Below are 14857 nucleotides of genomic sequence, written 5' to 3'. Positions count from 1 at the left end.
AAAGTGAGGGACTTCCGGGTCCGCAGGTTTGGAAACCTCCGGGCCTCCTCGCGCCCCGCGGCTCAGCTCATCCGCAGTGCCAGGAAGAAGTCCAGCTTGTCCTCCAGGCGCGACAGGTCACGCCCCGTCAACTGCTCGATCCGCCCGACTCGGTAGCGCAGCGTGTTGACGTGCAGGTGGAGGCGGCTCGCGCAGCGCGTCCAGGAGCCGTCGCTGTCGAGGAACGCCTCCAGCGTCGGGATCAGCTCGGCGCGGTGGCGGCGGTCGTAGTCCCGTAGCGGGTCCAGCAGCCGGGCGGTGAAGGCCCGGCGGACGTCGTCGGGGACGAAGGGGAGGAGGAGGACGTGCGAGGCCAGTTCCTGGTGGCCGGCCGCGCAGACCCGTCCGGGGCGCGCCGCGGCCACCCGCCGCGCGTGCCGGGCCTCCTCCAGCGCGCCGCGCAGCCCCTCCGCCGAGTGCACGGCCGCGCTGACGCCGAGCGTGACCCGCCCGTCGCCGTCCAGCCCGGCCGACAGCGGTTCCCGTACGGACGCCAGCAGCGCGTCCGCGAGGATGCCGGTCTCGGAGCCGTCGTGCTCGCTGGAGACCGCCGGCAGCGGCACCAGGGCGACGGCCTCGCCGCCGGTGTGCGCCACGGCGATGCGGTCGGAGTGCTCGGGGCCCGTGGCGAGCGGGTCGACGAGGATCTCCTCCAGCAGGGTCTGGGCGACCGGGCCGGTCTCCGCCGAGCCGTCCTCCCACTCGACGCGGGCCACCACGACCTGCCAGTGCGGGGCCGCGCCGAGGCCCGGCAGCAGCACCGGCGCCGCCACCCGCAGGCGGGCCGCGATCTCGGCGGGGGCGGCGCCCGTCTGCACCAGTTCCAGGACCTCCTGCGCGAGCCGCCGCCGCACCGTGCGCGCCGCGTCCCGCCGATCCCGTTCGACCGCGATCAGCTGCGTGACGCCGTAGAGCAGGTCGAGCCGCTCCTCGGCCCACTCCCCGGCGTCCGCCTCCACGACCAGCAGCCAGTCGGACAGCACCGTCTCGCGCACGTCCCGGGCGGCGCCCGCGGCCTGCGGGGCCCGCGCGGCGCCGCGTACCGGGAAGAGGCTGTACGTCGTGCCGCCCAGCGGCACCCGGTGCGGCGCGCGCCGGCCCGCGCGGGTGGCCGCGAGGTGATCCGCCGCCAGCTTCGCGCACAGCTCGGTGGAGAGCGCGGGAGCCGCGTCCTTCGGGCCCGCGACCGGCCGCCCCGTCGGAGAGAGCACCCAGGCCCGCAGGTCCAGGTCGGAGCCGAGCAGGTCCAGCACCACGTCGGGGCCGCCGCCCGCCGGGCCGGAGGTCATCATCCGGCGGTGCCGGTCCACCACGGCCGCGAGGTCCCCGGCCCGCTCGCCGGAGACCTGGCGGACGACGTGCTCGGTGATGGTCGCGAAGGCGACCGACTCGTTCACCGCGAACAGCGGCAGGTGGTGCCGCGCGCACGCCACCATCAGGTCCTCCGGCACGCTCCCCAGCTCCGCCTCACCGGCGGCCAGCGCGGCAACCCCGGCCTGCACCAGGATCCGGACGAACGGCTCGGAGTCGTCGGCGTCCCGCCGCCAGGCCAGGCCGGTGAGGACCAGCTCCCCGCCCGAGAGGTAGCGGCTCGGGTCCCGCAGGTCGGTGGTCATCACGCCCCGGACGGAGCGGTCCAGCTCGTCCTCGCCGCCGAGCAGCTTGAGGCCCAGCGCGTCGGTGTCCAGCAGTGCGCGCAGCCGCATTCTCGTCGCCGCCGATCTTTGTCTCGAAGTGTTCCAGGTCACGCGGCTGTGTCGCCCGATTTCCGGAGGGACCAGAGGAAAACCAGGAGGTTATTGAGCGCCTCCTTTCATACGAATCTACAAGATGACCGCCCTGGCCAGCCAACTCCTTCATGGTTTCTGCGACTGACCCTGGTGGAGCAGCGGGCGGTGTACTGAGGCCACTCCACGTGAACAGCACATGAACGAGCCGGGCCCGCCGCACACGCATTGGCTCAATCTGTACGACTCGCCAGACGAAGACGAAGAAGAGAGCCGGTCATGGACTTCCTTCGCCCCGCCAGCTGGGAGGAGGCGCTCGCCGCGAAGGCCGAGTACCCCACCGCTGTGCCGATCGCGGGTGGCACCGACGTGATGGTCGAGATCAACTTCGACCACCGCCGGCCCGAGTACCTCATGGACCTCAACCGCGTCGGCGACCTCTTCGAATGGGAGGTCGGCGAGAACTCCGTACGGCTCGGTGCCTCCGTGCCCTACACCAGGATCATGGAGAACCTGAGCACCGAGCTGCCGGGTCTCGCCCTCGCCTCGCACACGGTCGCCTCCCCGCAGATCCGTAACCGCGGCGGCGTGGGCGGGAACCTCGGCACCGCCTCCCCGGCAGGCGACGCCCATCCGGCGCTGCTCGCTGCCGGGGCGGAGGTCGAGGTCGAGTCGGTACGCGGCAGGCGGATGATCCCGATCGACGAGTTCTACACGGGCGTGAAGCGCAACGCGATGGAGCCCGACGAGCTGATCCGTGCCGTGCACGTCAAGAAGGCCGAAGGACCGCAGCAGTTCTCCAAGGTCGGCACCCGCAACGCCATGGTCATCGCCGTGTGCGCCTTCGGGCTCGCCCTGCACCCCGGGACCCGCACGGTCCGCACCGGCATCGGCTCGGCCGCGCCCACCCCGGTCCGTGCCAAGGCGGCCGAGGAGTTCCTGAACGCGGCGCTCGTGGAGGGCGGCTTCTGGAACAACGGAAAGATCATCACCCCGTCGGTGGCCAAGCAGTTCGCGGACCTGTGCTCCGCCGCCTGCAACCCGATCGACGACGTCAGGGGCACCGCGAGCTACCGCCGCCACGCGGTGGGCGTCATGGCCCGCAGGACGCTCACCTGGACCTGGGAGTCGTACCGCGGCGCCCGCCACACCACGGAGGGAGCGGCGTAATGCGCGTCAACTTCACTGTCAACGGACGTCCGCAGGAAGCCGACGACGTGTGGGAGGGCGAATCCCTGCTGTACGTGCTGCGCGAGCGGATGGGCCTGCCCGGCTCCAAGAACGCCTGCGAGCAGGGCGAGTGCGGCTCCTGCACGGTCCGCCTGGACGGCCTCCCGGTGTGCTCCTGCCTGGTCGCCGCCGGCCAGGCGCAGGGCCGCGAGATCGTCACCGTCGAGGGCCTGGCCGACTTCGCCAGGGAACGCGCCGAGGGCTGCGCCACCGGCGCCTGCGGCAGCGGCGCCGGCAGCAACGGCACGGGCAAGGGCACCACGCTCGACGAGGCCAAGCGGTGGCAGGCCCGGGGCACCGACTCCCAGACCGGCGAGGGCACCGAACTGGCCCCGATCCAGCAGGCGTTCATCGACGCCGGCGCCGTCCAGTGCGGCTTCTGCACGCCCGGCCTGCTGGTCGCCGCCGACGAGATGCTGGAGCGCAACCCGAACCCGACCGACGCGGACATCCGCGAGGCGCTCTCGGGCAACCTGTGCCGCTGCACCGGCTACGAGAAGATCATGGACGCGGTCCGCCTGGCCGCCGCCCGTCAGTCCGAGGGGGTCTGAGCATGGCTGCCACAGGCGCACCCACCAAAATCACCCAGGGATCGCAGACCAAGGGCGGCATCGGCGAGTCCACGCTCCGCCCGGACGGCACCCTCAAGGTCACCGGCGAGTTCGCCTACTCGTCCGACATGTGGCACGAGGACATGCTCTGGGGCCAGATCCTGCGCTCCACCGTCGCGCACGCCGAGATCGTCTCCATCGACACCGGCGAGGCCCTCGCCACGCCGGGCGTCTACGCCGTCATGACGTACGACGACCTGCCGACCGAGGTGCGCAACTACGGCCTGGAGATCCAGGACACCCCGGTCCTCGCGCACGGCAAGGTCCGCCACCACGGGGAGCCGGTCGCGATCGTCGCCGCCGACCACCCGGAGACCGCGCGCCGCGCCGCCGCCAAGATCAAGGTGGAGTACCGGGAGCTGCCCGTCATCACCGACGAGGCCTCCGCGACCGCCCCCGACGCGATCCTCGTCCACGAGGGCCGCGACGATCACCACATCGGCCACGTCCCGCACCCCAACATCGTGCACCGCCAGCCGATCGTCCGGGGCGACGCCGACGCGGCCGCCGAGCGGGCCGACGTGATCGTCAAGGGCGACTACTACTTCGGCATGCAGGACCAGGCCTTCCTCGGCCCCGAGTCCGGCCTCGCGGTGCCGTCGGAGGACGGCGGCGTCGAGCTGTACGTCGCCACCCAGTGGCTGCACTCCGACCTGAAGCAGATCGCCCCGGTCCTCGGCCTGCCCGAGGACAAGGTCCGCATGACGCTGTCCGGCGTCGGCGGCGCGTTCGGCGGCCGCGAGGACCTGTCGATGCAGATCCACGCCTGCCTGCTGGCGATGCGCACCGGCAAGCCGGTCAAGATCGTCTACAACCGCTTCGAGTCCTTCTTCGGCCACGTCCACCGCCACCCGGCGAAGCTCCACTACGAGCACGGCGCCACCAAGGACGGCAAGCTCACACACCTGAAGTGCCGCATCGTCCTGGACGGCGGCGCCTACGCCTCCGCCTCCCCGGCGGTCGTCGGCAATGCCTCCTCGCTGTCGGTCGGCCCCTACGTGGTCGACGACGTGGACATCGAGGCCATCGCCCTCTACTCCAACAACCCGCCCTGCGGCGCCATGCGCGGCTTCGGCGCGGTCCAGGCGTGCTTCGCCTACGAGGCGCAGATGGACAAGGTGGCCGCGGAACTCGGCATGGACCCGGTGGAGTTCCGCCGGATCAACGCCATGGAGCAGGGCACGATCATGCCCACGGGGCAGCCCGTGGACTCGCCGGCCCCGGTCGCCGAACTGCTGCGCCGCGTCAAGGCAATGCCCATGCCGCCGGAGCGCCAGTGGGAGTCCAGCGAGGGCGCCGACGTACGGCAGCTGCCCGGCGGCCTGTCCAACACCACGCACGGCGAGGGCGTCGTCCGCGGCGTCGGCTACGCGGTCGGCATCAAGAACGTCGGCTTCTCCGAGGGCTTCGACGACTACTCCACCGCCAAGGTCCGTATGGAGGTCGTCGGCGGCGAGCCGGTGGTCACCGTGCACACCGCCATGGCGGAGGTCGGCCAGGGCGGCGTCACCGTCCACGCGCAGATCGCCCGCACCGAGCTGGGCGTCACCCAGGTGACCATCCACCCGGCCGACACCCAGGTCGGTTCGGCCGGCTCGACCTCGGCCTCCCGGCAGACGTACGTCACCGGCGGCGCCGTGAAGAACGCCTGCGAGCTGGTCCGCGAGAAGGTCCTGGAGATCGGCCGCCGCAAGTTCGGCTCCTACCACCCGGCCTGGGCGACCGCCGAACTCCTCCTGGAGGGCGGCAAGGTCGTCACCGACGGCGGCGAGGTCCTGTCCGACCTCGTGGACGTCCTGGAGGGCGAGGCCGTCGAGGTCGAGGAGGAGTGGCGGCACCGGCCGACCGAGGCCTTCGACCTGCGCACCGGCCAGGGCAACGGCCACGTCCAGTACTCCTTCGCCGCGCACCGCGCCGTCGTCGAGGTCGACACCGAACTCGGCCTGGTCAAGGTCATCGAACTGGCCTGCGCCCAGGACGTCGGCAAGGCGCTCAACCCGCTCTCCGTGATCGGCCAGATCCAGGGCGGCACCATCCAGGGCATGGGCATCGCGGTGATGGAGGAGATCGTCGTCGATCCCAAGACCGCGAAGGTCAGGAACCCGTCCTTCACGGACTACCTGCTCCCCACGATTCTCGACACGCCGACCCTCCCGGTCGACGTGCTCGAACTCGCCGACGACCACGCCCCGTACGGGCTGCGCGGCGTCGGCGAGGCACCCACCCTGTCGTCGACTCCGGCGGTCCTCGCGGCCGTACGGAACGCGACCGGGCTGGCGCTCGACCGCACGCCGGTACGACCGGAGCACCTGACCGGCACGGCGTGAGAAGACCCTCCGGGCGGCGCACGGAACGTCACACACTCCGCGCCGCCCGGAGCACACCTCAAGTACCGCTCCGCTCGCGGTGCTTGAAGCAAGACCACACGTAACACCACACGTAACACCACACACGTAACACAACACGAACCACCACACGTACCACCACACATGCGTTCGTCTCGGGCCGTCCCCCGGGTCGTGCATATCCCAAATCCCGCGGACCGCCCCAGCGGCCGACCGGGTGCACCTATGAACCTTGGGAGACGGCCCCATGACCCAGCAGTCAGTGGAGCCCAAGACCACCGCCGATGACGCGGCCGCGGGTTCCCGCGTCCCCGCCGGACGGTCTTGGCTCGACCGGTACTTTCACATAACCCACAGGGGGTCGACGGTCGCGCGTGAGGTGCGCGGCGGTACCACCACCTTCATGGCGATGGCGTACATCGTCCTGCTCAACCCCATCCTGCTCGGCGGCGAGGACGCCGCGGGCAACACTCTGAGCCAGAAGGCACTGATCACCGCGACGGCGCTCGCCGCGGCGGTCACCACGCTCCTGATGGGCTTCGTCGGCAAGGTGCCGCTGGCCCTGGCCGCCGGACTCTCGGTGTCCGGAGTGATCGCCGGACAGGTCGTTCCCCAGATGACCTGGGGCCAGGCCATGGCCATGTGTGTGATGTACGGCGTGGTGATCATGCTGCTCGTGGTCACCGGGCTGCGCGAGATGATCATGAACGCGATCCCGCTCGCCCTCAAGCACGGCATCACCATGGGCATCGGCCTGTTCATCGCCATCATCGGCCTGGTCAAGGGCGGCTTCGTCCACCCGGGCAAGGCGACCCCGCTCTCCCTCGGCCCCGCCGGTGAACTCGCGGGCTGGCCCGTCCTGCTCTTCGCGGGCACCCTGCTCCTGATCTTCATGCTCCAGGCGCGCAACACCCCCGGCGCGATCCTGATCGGCATCATCACCGGCACGGTCATCGCCTCCCTGCTGAACGCCACCGGGGTCATCGACCCCAAGCAGTGGGCCAACGGAGCCCCCGAGCTGCACGGCAGCGCGGTCTCCATGCCGGACTTCTCGCTCTTCGGCGACCTGGAGTTCGGCGGCTGGGGCGAGGTCGGCGCGATGACGGTCGGCATGATCGTCTTCACGCTGGTGCTGGCCGGGTTCTTCGACGCGATGGCCACGATCATCGGCGTCGGCACCGAGGCCAAGCTCGCCGACGACAAGGGCCGGATGCCGGGCCTGTCGAAGGCGCTGTTCGTCGACGGCGCCGGCGGTGCCATCGGCGGTGTGGCGGGCGGCTCCGGCCAGACCGTCTTCGTCGAGTCCGCGACCGGCGTCGGCGAGGGTGCCCGTACCGGGCTCGCCTCCGTGGTCACCGGCCTGTTCTTCGCGGCCTGCCTCTTCTTCACGCCGATCACCGCGATCGTGCCCCAGGAAGTGGCCTCCGCCGCGCTGGTCGTCATCGGCGCGATGATGATGATGAACGCCCGGCACGTGGACTGGGCCGACCGGGCCACCGCGATCCCGGTCTTCCTGACCGTCGTCCTGATGCCGTTCACGTACTCGATCACGGCGGGTGTCGCCGCCGGCGTCATCTCCTACGTCGCCATCAAGGTCGCCCAGGGCAAGGCCCGGGAGATCGGCGTGTTCATGTGGGCACTGACGGTGATCTTCATCGTCTACTTCGCCCTCAACCCGATCGAGAGCTGGATGGGCGTGCACTAGCCGCTGCCGCGGGAACCCCTTCCGTATAGCCGCTCTGTGAGGAGACCGACAGATGCTGGACATCGCCGAAGAGCTGAACCGGTGGGTCGAGCAGGGGCGTGACTTCGCCGTGGCCACCGTGGTGGCCGTCAGCGGCAGCGCACCCCGCCGGCCCGGCGCCGCCCTCGCGGTGGACGCCGACGGCACGGCGATCGGCTCGGTCTCCGGCGGTTGTGTGGAGGGGGCCGTGTACGAGCTGTGCCGGCAGGCGCTGGACGACGGCGAAACCGTCCTGGAGCGCTTCGGCTACAGCGACGAGGACGCCTTCGCCGTGGGCCTGACCTGCGGCGGCGTCATCGACATCCTCGTCACCCCGGTACGGGCGGACGACCCCGCCCGTCCGGTCCTCGCCACCGCGCTCACCGTCGCCGCGCGAGGTGAGGCGGCGGCGGTGGCGCGGATCGTGAGCGGACCGGCGGAACTGACGGGCCGCGCGCTCGTCGTCCGCCCGGACGGCTCCCGCACCGGCGGTTTCGGTGCCCACCCCGAACTGGACCGCACGGTGGCCGCCGAGGCGGGCGCCTTCCTGGACGCCGGCCGCACCGGCACGCTGGAGATCGGAGAGCAGGGCTCGCGTTGTGGAGCACCGCTCACACTGCTGATCGAGTCCTCAGTCCCGGCGCCCCGCATGATCGTGTTCGGCGCGGTCGACTTCGCCTCGGCACTGGTCCGCGTCGGCAAGTTCCTCGGCTACCACGTGACGGTGTGCGACGCGCGCCCCGTCTTCGCGACCGAGGTCCGCTTCCCGGACGCGGACGAGATCGTCGTCGAGTGGCCCCACGAGTACCTGGGGCGCACGGAGGTCGACGCGCGCACGGTCCTGTGCGTCCTGACCCACGACGCCAAGTTCGACGTACCGCTGCTCGAACTGGCGCTGCGCCTTCCGGTGGCCTACGTCGGCGCGATGGGCTCCCGCCGCACCCACCTGGACCGCAACGCCCGCCTGCGCGAGGTCGGCGTGACCGACCTGGAGCTGGCCCGCCTCAGGTCCCCCATCGGCCTCGACCTGGGCGCCCGCACCCCCGAGGAGACGGCCCTCTCCATCGCCGCCGAGATCGTCGCGGCCCGCCGCGGCGGCACGGGCGCCTCGCTGACGGGCGCCCACACCCCGATCCACCACGACGGCCAGACGGCACCGGCGGGCCGCATCGGCTCGGTGGCCTGAACCCGTGTTCAGGCCCGGTCCGTCCCCTTCCCCGGCTTCCTCGACAGGGTGACGTCCGCGACCACCGGCCGGTGGTCCGAGGCCACGGCCTCGTCCGGCACGGAGGCGCCGTGCACCCGCACGCCCTTGCCCACCGTCACGTAGTCGATGCGCTTCACGGGTGCCGTGGCCGGATACGTGCCACCGGTTCCGCTTCCGGCGTCGCGCAGGTCCACCCACAGCGGCCGCAGCTCGGGGGCCGAGGGCTCGGCGTTGAAGTCGCCGAGCAGCACCTGCCGTGCCCCCGGCACAGCCGCCCGCTCCCGCGCCATGATCCGCCGCGTGTCGGCGACCTGCGCCACCCGTACCGCCGGGTCGGAGCGGTAGTCGAGGTGGGTGACGAACACCTGGACCGGCACTCCGCGCACGTTCAGCGTCACCTCGCCGAACCCCGGCGCGGGCGCCGGCACCGGGTTCTCGTCCTGGGTGGACAGGCGCGTGATCTCGTGATTCGTCGCGGAGCGGATCGGGAAGCGGGACAGCACCGCCACGCCGTACTCGCGCCGCGGGCTCCCGGCCGCCACGGGGTCGAGGCTGTAGATCGGCGCGAACGACACCCGCATGCCGAGCCGCCGCGCCAACTCCTCGGCGACGTCGAGTCCCTGACTGCGCGACCCCCAGTGCACGTCGACCTCCTGGAGGCCGATCACGTCGGCGTCGAGGGCGCGCAGTACGGCGGCCTGCCGGTCGAGGTCGAAGACGCCGTCCGACCCCGTTCCGGCGTGGATGTTGTACGTGGCGATGCGCAGCGGGACCGAGGGCCCCTGGCCGGTCCCGGCGGCCGGTGCCGCCACGGCCAGGCTCAACAGGGCACCGGCTACGGACAGTTGGATGAAGGTGCGCGCTCTGGCAGACATGCCGGCACGGTACGCGGGAAACGCCCGGGGCGTGGCGTGCGACGCGGTCCCGTCCGCGACCCGTACCCCGTGCGCAACCCGTGGTTCACGGACGCCGCAGGAGCCGGTTGACCGCGCGGCCGAAGACGTGCCGTCCCGCGCGGCCCAGGGCGCCGTCGAAGAGGGACGGCAGCGGGCGGACGCGCAGATCCTCGCGCCACAGGACGCGGGTCCGGCCGCCGGGGCCCGGGTGGACCTCGATCTCCGCCCAGCCCCTCACCAGCCGGCCGCGTTTCTCCAGCCGGCACCGGCCGGGGGTGTCGTCCCGGGGCGGCTCCCAGACGGTCACCTCCATCCTGTCGTCGAAGGCGAGCGGGCCGGCGCCCGTGCGGGCGACGATCACCGTGCCCCGGCGGGTGGGGCCGGGCGTGGTGACGGTGACCCGGGTCAGCGGCACGGCGTCGCCGTGCCGCTGCCATTCGGTGAGCCGGCGCCATGCCTCGTCCAGCGGGAGCGGGGCGGTGCGTTCGAGCGAGAAGGTGACCACGGAGCGATCGTAGGGAACCGACCGTGTGACCGGGCGCAGGGCCTGGCGGGCGTGGTGCCGTCGCGGACGCCCCTGTCCTCTCGAATGGAAGTTCGAGGTAGTGGGGGCGTTCACCGGGTTACTCAGCCGACACGCAAGTGACGGTGAGAGAGAGGAGGACCCCGTGAGCGAGAGCCCCCTGGGCGACAGCCCCGTGAGTGGACGCGTCTGGCGCCGGGCCCTGGTGACCGGCGGCGCCGGATTCGTGGGATCCCACCTGTGCGGCCGCCTGCTCGACGCCGGCACCGACGTCGTATGCCTCGACAACCTGGCCACCGGCTCCCGCGGCAACGTGGCCGACCTGGAACGGCACCGCGGCTTCCGGTTCGTCCGGGCCGACGCCACCGACCCGGCGGCCCTGCGCGGCCTGCCCGGCCGGTTCGACCTGGTCCTGCACTTCGCCTGCCCGGCCTCGCCCGCCGACTACCTCCGGCTGCCCCTGGAGACCCTCGACGTCGGCAGCACCGGCACCCGCAACGCCCTGGAGCGGGCCCGTGCCGACGGCGCCCGCTTCCTGCTCGCCTCCACCTCCGAGGTCTACGGCGACCCGCTGGAACACCCGCAACGCGAGACCTACTGGGGCAACGTCAACCCCATCGGCCCGCGCAGCGTCTACGACGAGTCCAAGCGCTTCGCCGAGGCACTGGTCACCGCCCATCGCCAGGTGCACCGCACCGACGCCGCCATCGTCCGCATCTTCAACACCTACGGCCCCCGCATGCGCACCGGCGACGGCCGCGCCGTGCCCACCTTCATCGCGCAGGCCCTGGACGGCATGCCGCTCACCGTCGCCGGGGACGGTGGCCAGACCCGCTCCCTGTGCTACGTCGACGACACCGTCGACGGCGTCCTGGCACTTGCCGGGTCCGGCGAGACCGGGCCGATGAACATCGGCGGCGCCGACGAGATCACCATGCTGGAACTGGCACGCCGCGTCGTCGAGCTCACCGGCTCCGGCTCCCGCATCCGCTTCGTCGAGCGCCCCGTCGACGACCCCGGCCGGCGCAAGCCCGACACCACCCTGGCCCGGGAACGGCTCGGCTGGCAGCCGCGGGTCGGGTGGAGCGAGGGGCTGGAGCGGACCATCGGATGGTTCGCGCACTCCGTCGCCGCGTAGGCCACCGGCGGTTTCGGCGCACCTCATTACGGTGGGTGATTTATCCGCTCATTTCTGGCATTGAGTTGTTTCCAAGTGTTTGAGGCAGCCGCACCACGGGACCCGCGAGCCGAGAGTGACCCAGAGGTACTAGAGAAACCCAGAGGTACCAGAGAGACCCAGAAGTACCAGAGGGATCGAGTAACACCCACGAGCCGCCCGGGACGGAGCACCCTCCATGCGCATCCTTGGTATCAACGCCCTGTTCCACGACCCGGCCGCCGCACTCGTCGTCGACGGCCGGACCGTTGCGGCCGCCGAGGAAGAGCGCTTCAGCCGCCGCAAGCACGGCAAGCGCCCGGTGCCCTTCTCCGCGTGGGAGGTGCCGGACCTGTCGGCGCGGTGGTGCCTGGAACACGCCGGGGTGCGGCCCGAGGAACTGGACGCCGTCGCGTACTCCTTCGACCCCGGGCTCGCCCGGCCCGCCCGCGACATGGGCCTGGACGACCCCTGGGACCCGCTGCGGCTGGAGTACGCCCGCCGCGCCCCCGAGTTCCTCGCCGACGCGCTGCCCGGACTCGACCCCGACCAGGTCGTCTTCGTCCCGCACCACGTGGCCCACGCCGCCTCCGCCGGACCGGCCTCACCGCACCCCGACAACGACGTCCTCGTCCTCGACGGACGCGGCGAGTCCGCCTCCCACCTGGCCGGCCGCTACCGCGACGGCAAGCTCGACACCCTCGCCACACAGGCGCTGCCGCACTCGCTCGGCCTGGTCTACGAGGAACTGACCGAGCACCTCGGCTTCCTGCGCAGCAGCGACGAGTACAAGGTGATGGCCCTCGCCTCCTACGGCACCCCCCGCCACCTCGACCGCCTGCGCGAGCACGTCCACGCCACCGGCGACGGCGGCTTCCGCGCCCACGGAGTCGACTGGGCGGCCCTCGCCCCGGCCCGCGCCAAGGGCGAGGACTGGACGAAGGACCACGCCGACCTCGCCGCCAGCACCCAGGCCGCACTGGAGGAACTGCTCCTCGAACTCGTCCACTGGCTGCACCGCGAGGCCGGGGGAGAGGCCCTGACCATGGCCGGAGGCGTCGCGCTCAACTGCGTCGCCAACTCGAAGATCGCCGCCCGTGGCCCGTACCGGCACGTGTGGGTGCAGCCCGCCGCCGGCGACGCGGGCACCGCCCTCGGCGGCGCCCTGCACGTGGCCGCCGCCCAGGAGGGCACCGCTCCCGAGGCCATGCCCGGCGCCGACCTCGGCCGCGGCTGGAGCGACGAGGAGATCCGCGCGTGGCTGGAGACCGCCGCGATCCCCTACGAGGAGCCGGACGACATCGCCGAGACGGTCGCCGAGGAACTGGCACGGGACGGCGTCGTCGCCTGGTTCCAGGGGCGCAGCGAGTTCGGGCCGCGCGCCCTCGGCCACCGCTCCCTGATGGCCCACCCGGGCCGCGCGGAGAACCTGGAGCGGCTCAACCACGTCAAGGGCCGCGAGGAGTTCCGCCCGGTCGCGCCGATGGTGCTGGCCGACCGCGCCGCCGACATCTTCACCGGGCCGATCCCCAGCCCGTACATGCTCTTCGTGCACGACGTCGCCCGCGCCTGGCGGGACCGCATCCCGGCCGTCGTCCACGTCGACGGCACCGCCCGCATCCAGACCGTCGAGGAGCGCCGCGAGCCGCTCGTCGCCCGGATGCTGAACGCCTTCGAACGGCGCACCGGGCTGCCCGTCGTGGTCAACACCAGCCTCAACACCGCCGGGCGGCCCATGGTCGACGACCCGCGCGACGCGCTGGAGTGCTTCGGCTCCGCACCCGTGGACCTGCTGGCCATCGGACCGTTCGCGGTGCGCCGGGGGAAGGCGTTCGCATGAGCGGCGCACCCGCGACCGGCGGCCCCAGGACGGGCTACGCCGTGGTCGTGCCCACCCTCGTCCGCGACACGCTGGCCGACTGCCTCGCGGCGCTGGCCGCCGCGACCGGGCCAGGCCCCGACGAGATCATCCTCGTCGACGACCGGCCCGGGCCGGACGCCGACCCGGACGCGCTGGAGCACCCCCTGACCGTCCTCGGCGACCTGCGCGAGCGCACGGTGGTGCTGCGCAGCGGGGGCCGGGGCCCCGCCGCCGCACGCAACACGGGCATCCGCGCGGTCACCTCACCCTGGACCGCCTTCCTCGACGACGACGTGCAGGTCGGCCCGCACTGGTGCGACCAACTGGTCCAGGACCTCGCCGAGGCGGCCCCCGACACCGGTGCCGTGCAGGGCGTGATCGCCGTGCCGCTGCCCGGCGAGCGCCGCCCCACCGACTGGGAGCGCGGCACCGCCGGTCTCGCACGGGCCCAGTGGATCACCGCCGACATGGCCTACCGCACGGACGTGCTGGGGCAGGTCGACGGCTTCGACGAACGCTTCACCCGCGCCTTCCGCGAGGACGCCGACCTCGCGCTGCGCGTCCTCGACGCGGGCTGGCGCATCCGGCGGGGCCGCCGCACCACCCGCCACCCCGTACGCCCCGCCTCCCGCTGGGTGTCCCTGAAGCAGCAGCGGGGCAACGCCGACGACGCTCTGATGCGGCGGCTGCACGGCCCCGACTGGTGGGCCAAGGCGGTGGCGCCCAAGGGCCGCATCCGACGCCACGCGGCGATCACCGCCGCCGGCGCGGCCGCCCTCGCCCTCGCCGCCGCCGGCCGGCCCCGCGCCGCCGCGGTCGCCGGGCTCGGGTGGGCCGCGGGCACCGCCGAGTTCGCCTGGGCCCGCATCATCCCCGGCCCGCGCACCCGCTACGAGGTCACGACCATGCTGGTCACCAGCGCGCTCATCCCGCCCGCCGCGACGTGGCACCGGCTGAGCGGACTGTGGCGGCACCGCTCCGCCCCCGCCTGGCGGGAGGTGGCCGCATGAGCCCCGTCAAGGCCGTGCTCTTCGACCGCGACGGCACCCTCGTCCACGACGTCCCCTACAACGGCGACCCGGAGCGGGTCCGGCCCGTCGAGGGCGCCCGTGAGGCGGTCGGGCTGCTGCGCGCCCACGGCATCCGCACCGGCGTCGTCACCAACCAGTCCGGCGTGGCCCGCGGCCTCATCAGCGACACCGACGTCCGCCACGTCAACCGGCGGATCGACGACCTCATCGGCCCCTTCGACGTCTGGGCGATCTGCCCGCACGGCCCCGACGACGGCTGCCACTGCCGCAAGCCGCAGCCCGGCCTGGTCCTCTGGGCGGCCGGACGCGTCTGCACCGCCCCCGCCGACTGCGTCGTCATCGGCGACATAGGCGCCGACACGGAAGCCGCCCGGCGCGCGGGCGCCCACGGCATCCTCGTCCCCAACACGCGGACCCGCCCGGAGGAGACGGCCACCGCGGCCCACGTCGCCCCGGACCTGCTGACCGCCGTACGGGCGGTCCTCGCGGGCCCGCCGAGGGGCCGGGT

At 72.7% G+C, this 14857-nt stretch carries 11 protein-coding genes and 1 pseudogene; 9 read left to right on the top strand and 3 right to left on the bottom strand.

Annotation, left to right across the window (positions count from 1 at the left end):
* Positions 1-62: 62 nt before the first annotated feature.
* Entirely contained in the window at positions 63-1745 is a 1683-nt protein-coding gene (locus tag ACFCZF_RS16790) for a PucR family transcriptional regulator (protein ID WP_376672294.1), read from the bottom strand.
* Between the two features lie 300 nt (positions 1746-2045).
* On the opposite strand from ACFCZF_RS16790, the gene ACFCZF_RS16785 reads away from it, so the two are divergent.
* The 5 genes from ACFCZF_RS16785 (at position 2046) to ACFCZF_RS16765 (ending at position 8861) form a co-directional block, all read left to right on the top strand.
* Complete coding sequence (locus ACFCZF_RS16785; protein ID WP_376672293.1) at positions 2046-2936, top strand: FAD binding domain-containing protein; 891 nt, start codon at positions 2046-2048, stop codon at positions 2934-2936.
* On the top strand, positions 2936-3547 hold the full coding sequence (locus ACFCZF_RS16780) for a (2Fe-2S)-binding protein (protein ID WP_376672292.1): 612 nt from the start codon (positions 2936-2938) through the stop codon (positions 3545-3547). Before ACFCZF_RS16785 ends, ACFCZF_RS16780 begins: the two co-directional genes overlap by 1 nt.
* A gap of 2 nt (positions 3548-3549) precedes the next feature.
* A complete protein-coding gene (locus ACFCZF_RS16775) occupies positions 3550-5934 on the top strand; it encodes a xanthine dehydrogenase family protein molybdopterin-binding subunit (protein ID WP_376672291.1) in 2385 nt (794 codons plus the stop codon).
* A 265-nt stretch (positions 5935-6199) separates the two neighbouring features.
* On the top strand, positions 6200-7657 hold the full coding sequence (locus ACFCZF_RS16770; RefSeq protein ID WP_376672290.1) for an NCS2 family permease: 1458 nt from the start codon (positions 6200-6202) through the stop codon (positions 7655-7657).
* 52 nt (positions 7658-7709) lie between these two features.
* A complete protein-coding gene (locus ACFCZF_RS16765) occupies positions 7710-8861 on the top strand; it encodes an XdhC family protein (protein ID WP_376672289.1) in 1152 nt (383 codons plus the stop codon).
* 8 nt (positions 8862-8869) lie between these two features.
* Here ACFCZF_RS16765 and ACFCZF_RS16760 read toward each other — a convergent pair whose 3' ends face one another.
* Together ACFCZF_RS16760 and ACFCZF_RS16755 are read right to left on the bottom strand one after the other, a co-directional pair.
* Positions 8870-9757 carry an endonuclease/exonuclease/phosphatase family protein gene (locus ACFCZF_RS16760; RefSeq protein WP_376672288.1) on the bottom strand — a complete coding sequence of 296 codons (888 nt, stop codon included), beginning with the start codon at positions 9755-9757 and terminating at the stop codon, positions 8870-8872.
* A gap of 85 nt (positions 9758-9842) precedes the next feature.
* The gene (locus ACFCZF_RS16755; protein ID WP_376672287.1) at positions 9843-10283 is read right to left on the bottom strand and encodes an SRPBCC family protein; all 441 of its coding nucleotides are present in this window, start codon (positions 10281-10283) and stop codon (positions 9843-9845) included.
* Positions 10284-10446: 163 nt separating this feature from the next.
* Here ACFCZF_RS16755 and ACFCZF_RS16750 point away from each other — a divergent pair, with 163 nt between their 5' ends.
* The 4 genes and pseudogenes from ACFCZF_RS16750 to ACFCZF_RS16735 all read left to right on the top strand — a co-directional run.
* The gene (locus ACFCZF_RS16750; RefSeq protein WP_376672286.1) at positions 10447-11439 is read left to right on the top strand and encodes an NAD-dependent epimerase/dehydratase family protein; all 993 of its coding nucleotides are present in this window, start codon (positions 10447-10449) and stop codon (positions 11437-11439) included.
* A gap of 217 nt (positions 11440-11656) precedes the next feature.
* The gene (locus ACFCZF_RS16745; RefSeq protein WP_376672285.1) at positions 11657-13297 is read left to right on the top strand and encodes a carbamoyltransferase; all 1641 of its coding nucleotides are present in this window, start codon (positions 11657-11659) and stop codon (positions 13295-13297) included.
* Positions 13294-14328, top strand: a complete 1035-nt coding sequence (locus tag ACFCZF_RS16740; RefSeq protein ID WP_376672284.1) for a glycosyltransferase — start codon at positions 13294-13296, stop codon at positions 14326-14328. Before ACFCZF_RS16745 ends, ACFCZF_RS16740 begins: the two co-directional genes overlap by 4 nt.
* Positions 14325-14855, top strand: a pseudogene (locus ACFCZF_RS16735) (D-glycero-alpha-D-manno-heptose-1,7-bisphosphate 7-phosphatase); the annotation flags it as partial. The gene ACFCZF_RS16740 and the pseudogene ACFCZF_RS16735, both read left to right, overlap by 4 nt.
* Positions 14856-14857: the final 2 nt, after the last annotated feature.

It is taken from the genome of Streptomyces sp. NPDC056296 (assembly GCF_042268605.1).
Taxonomy (GTDB): domain Bacteria; phylum Actinomycetota; class Actinomycetes; order Streptomycetales; family Streptomycetaceae; genus Streptomyces.
Note: the sequence above shows the minus strand (reverse complement) of the source record. Positions and strands in the feature narration are given on the sequence as shown.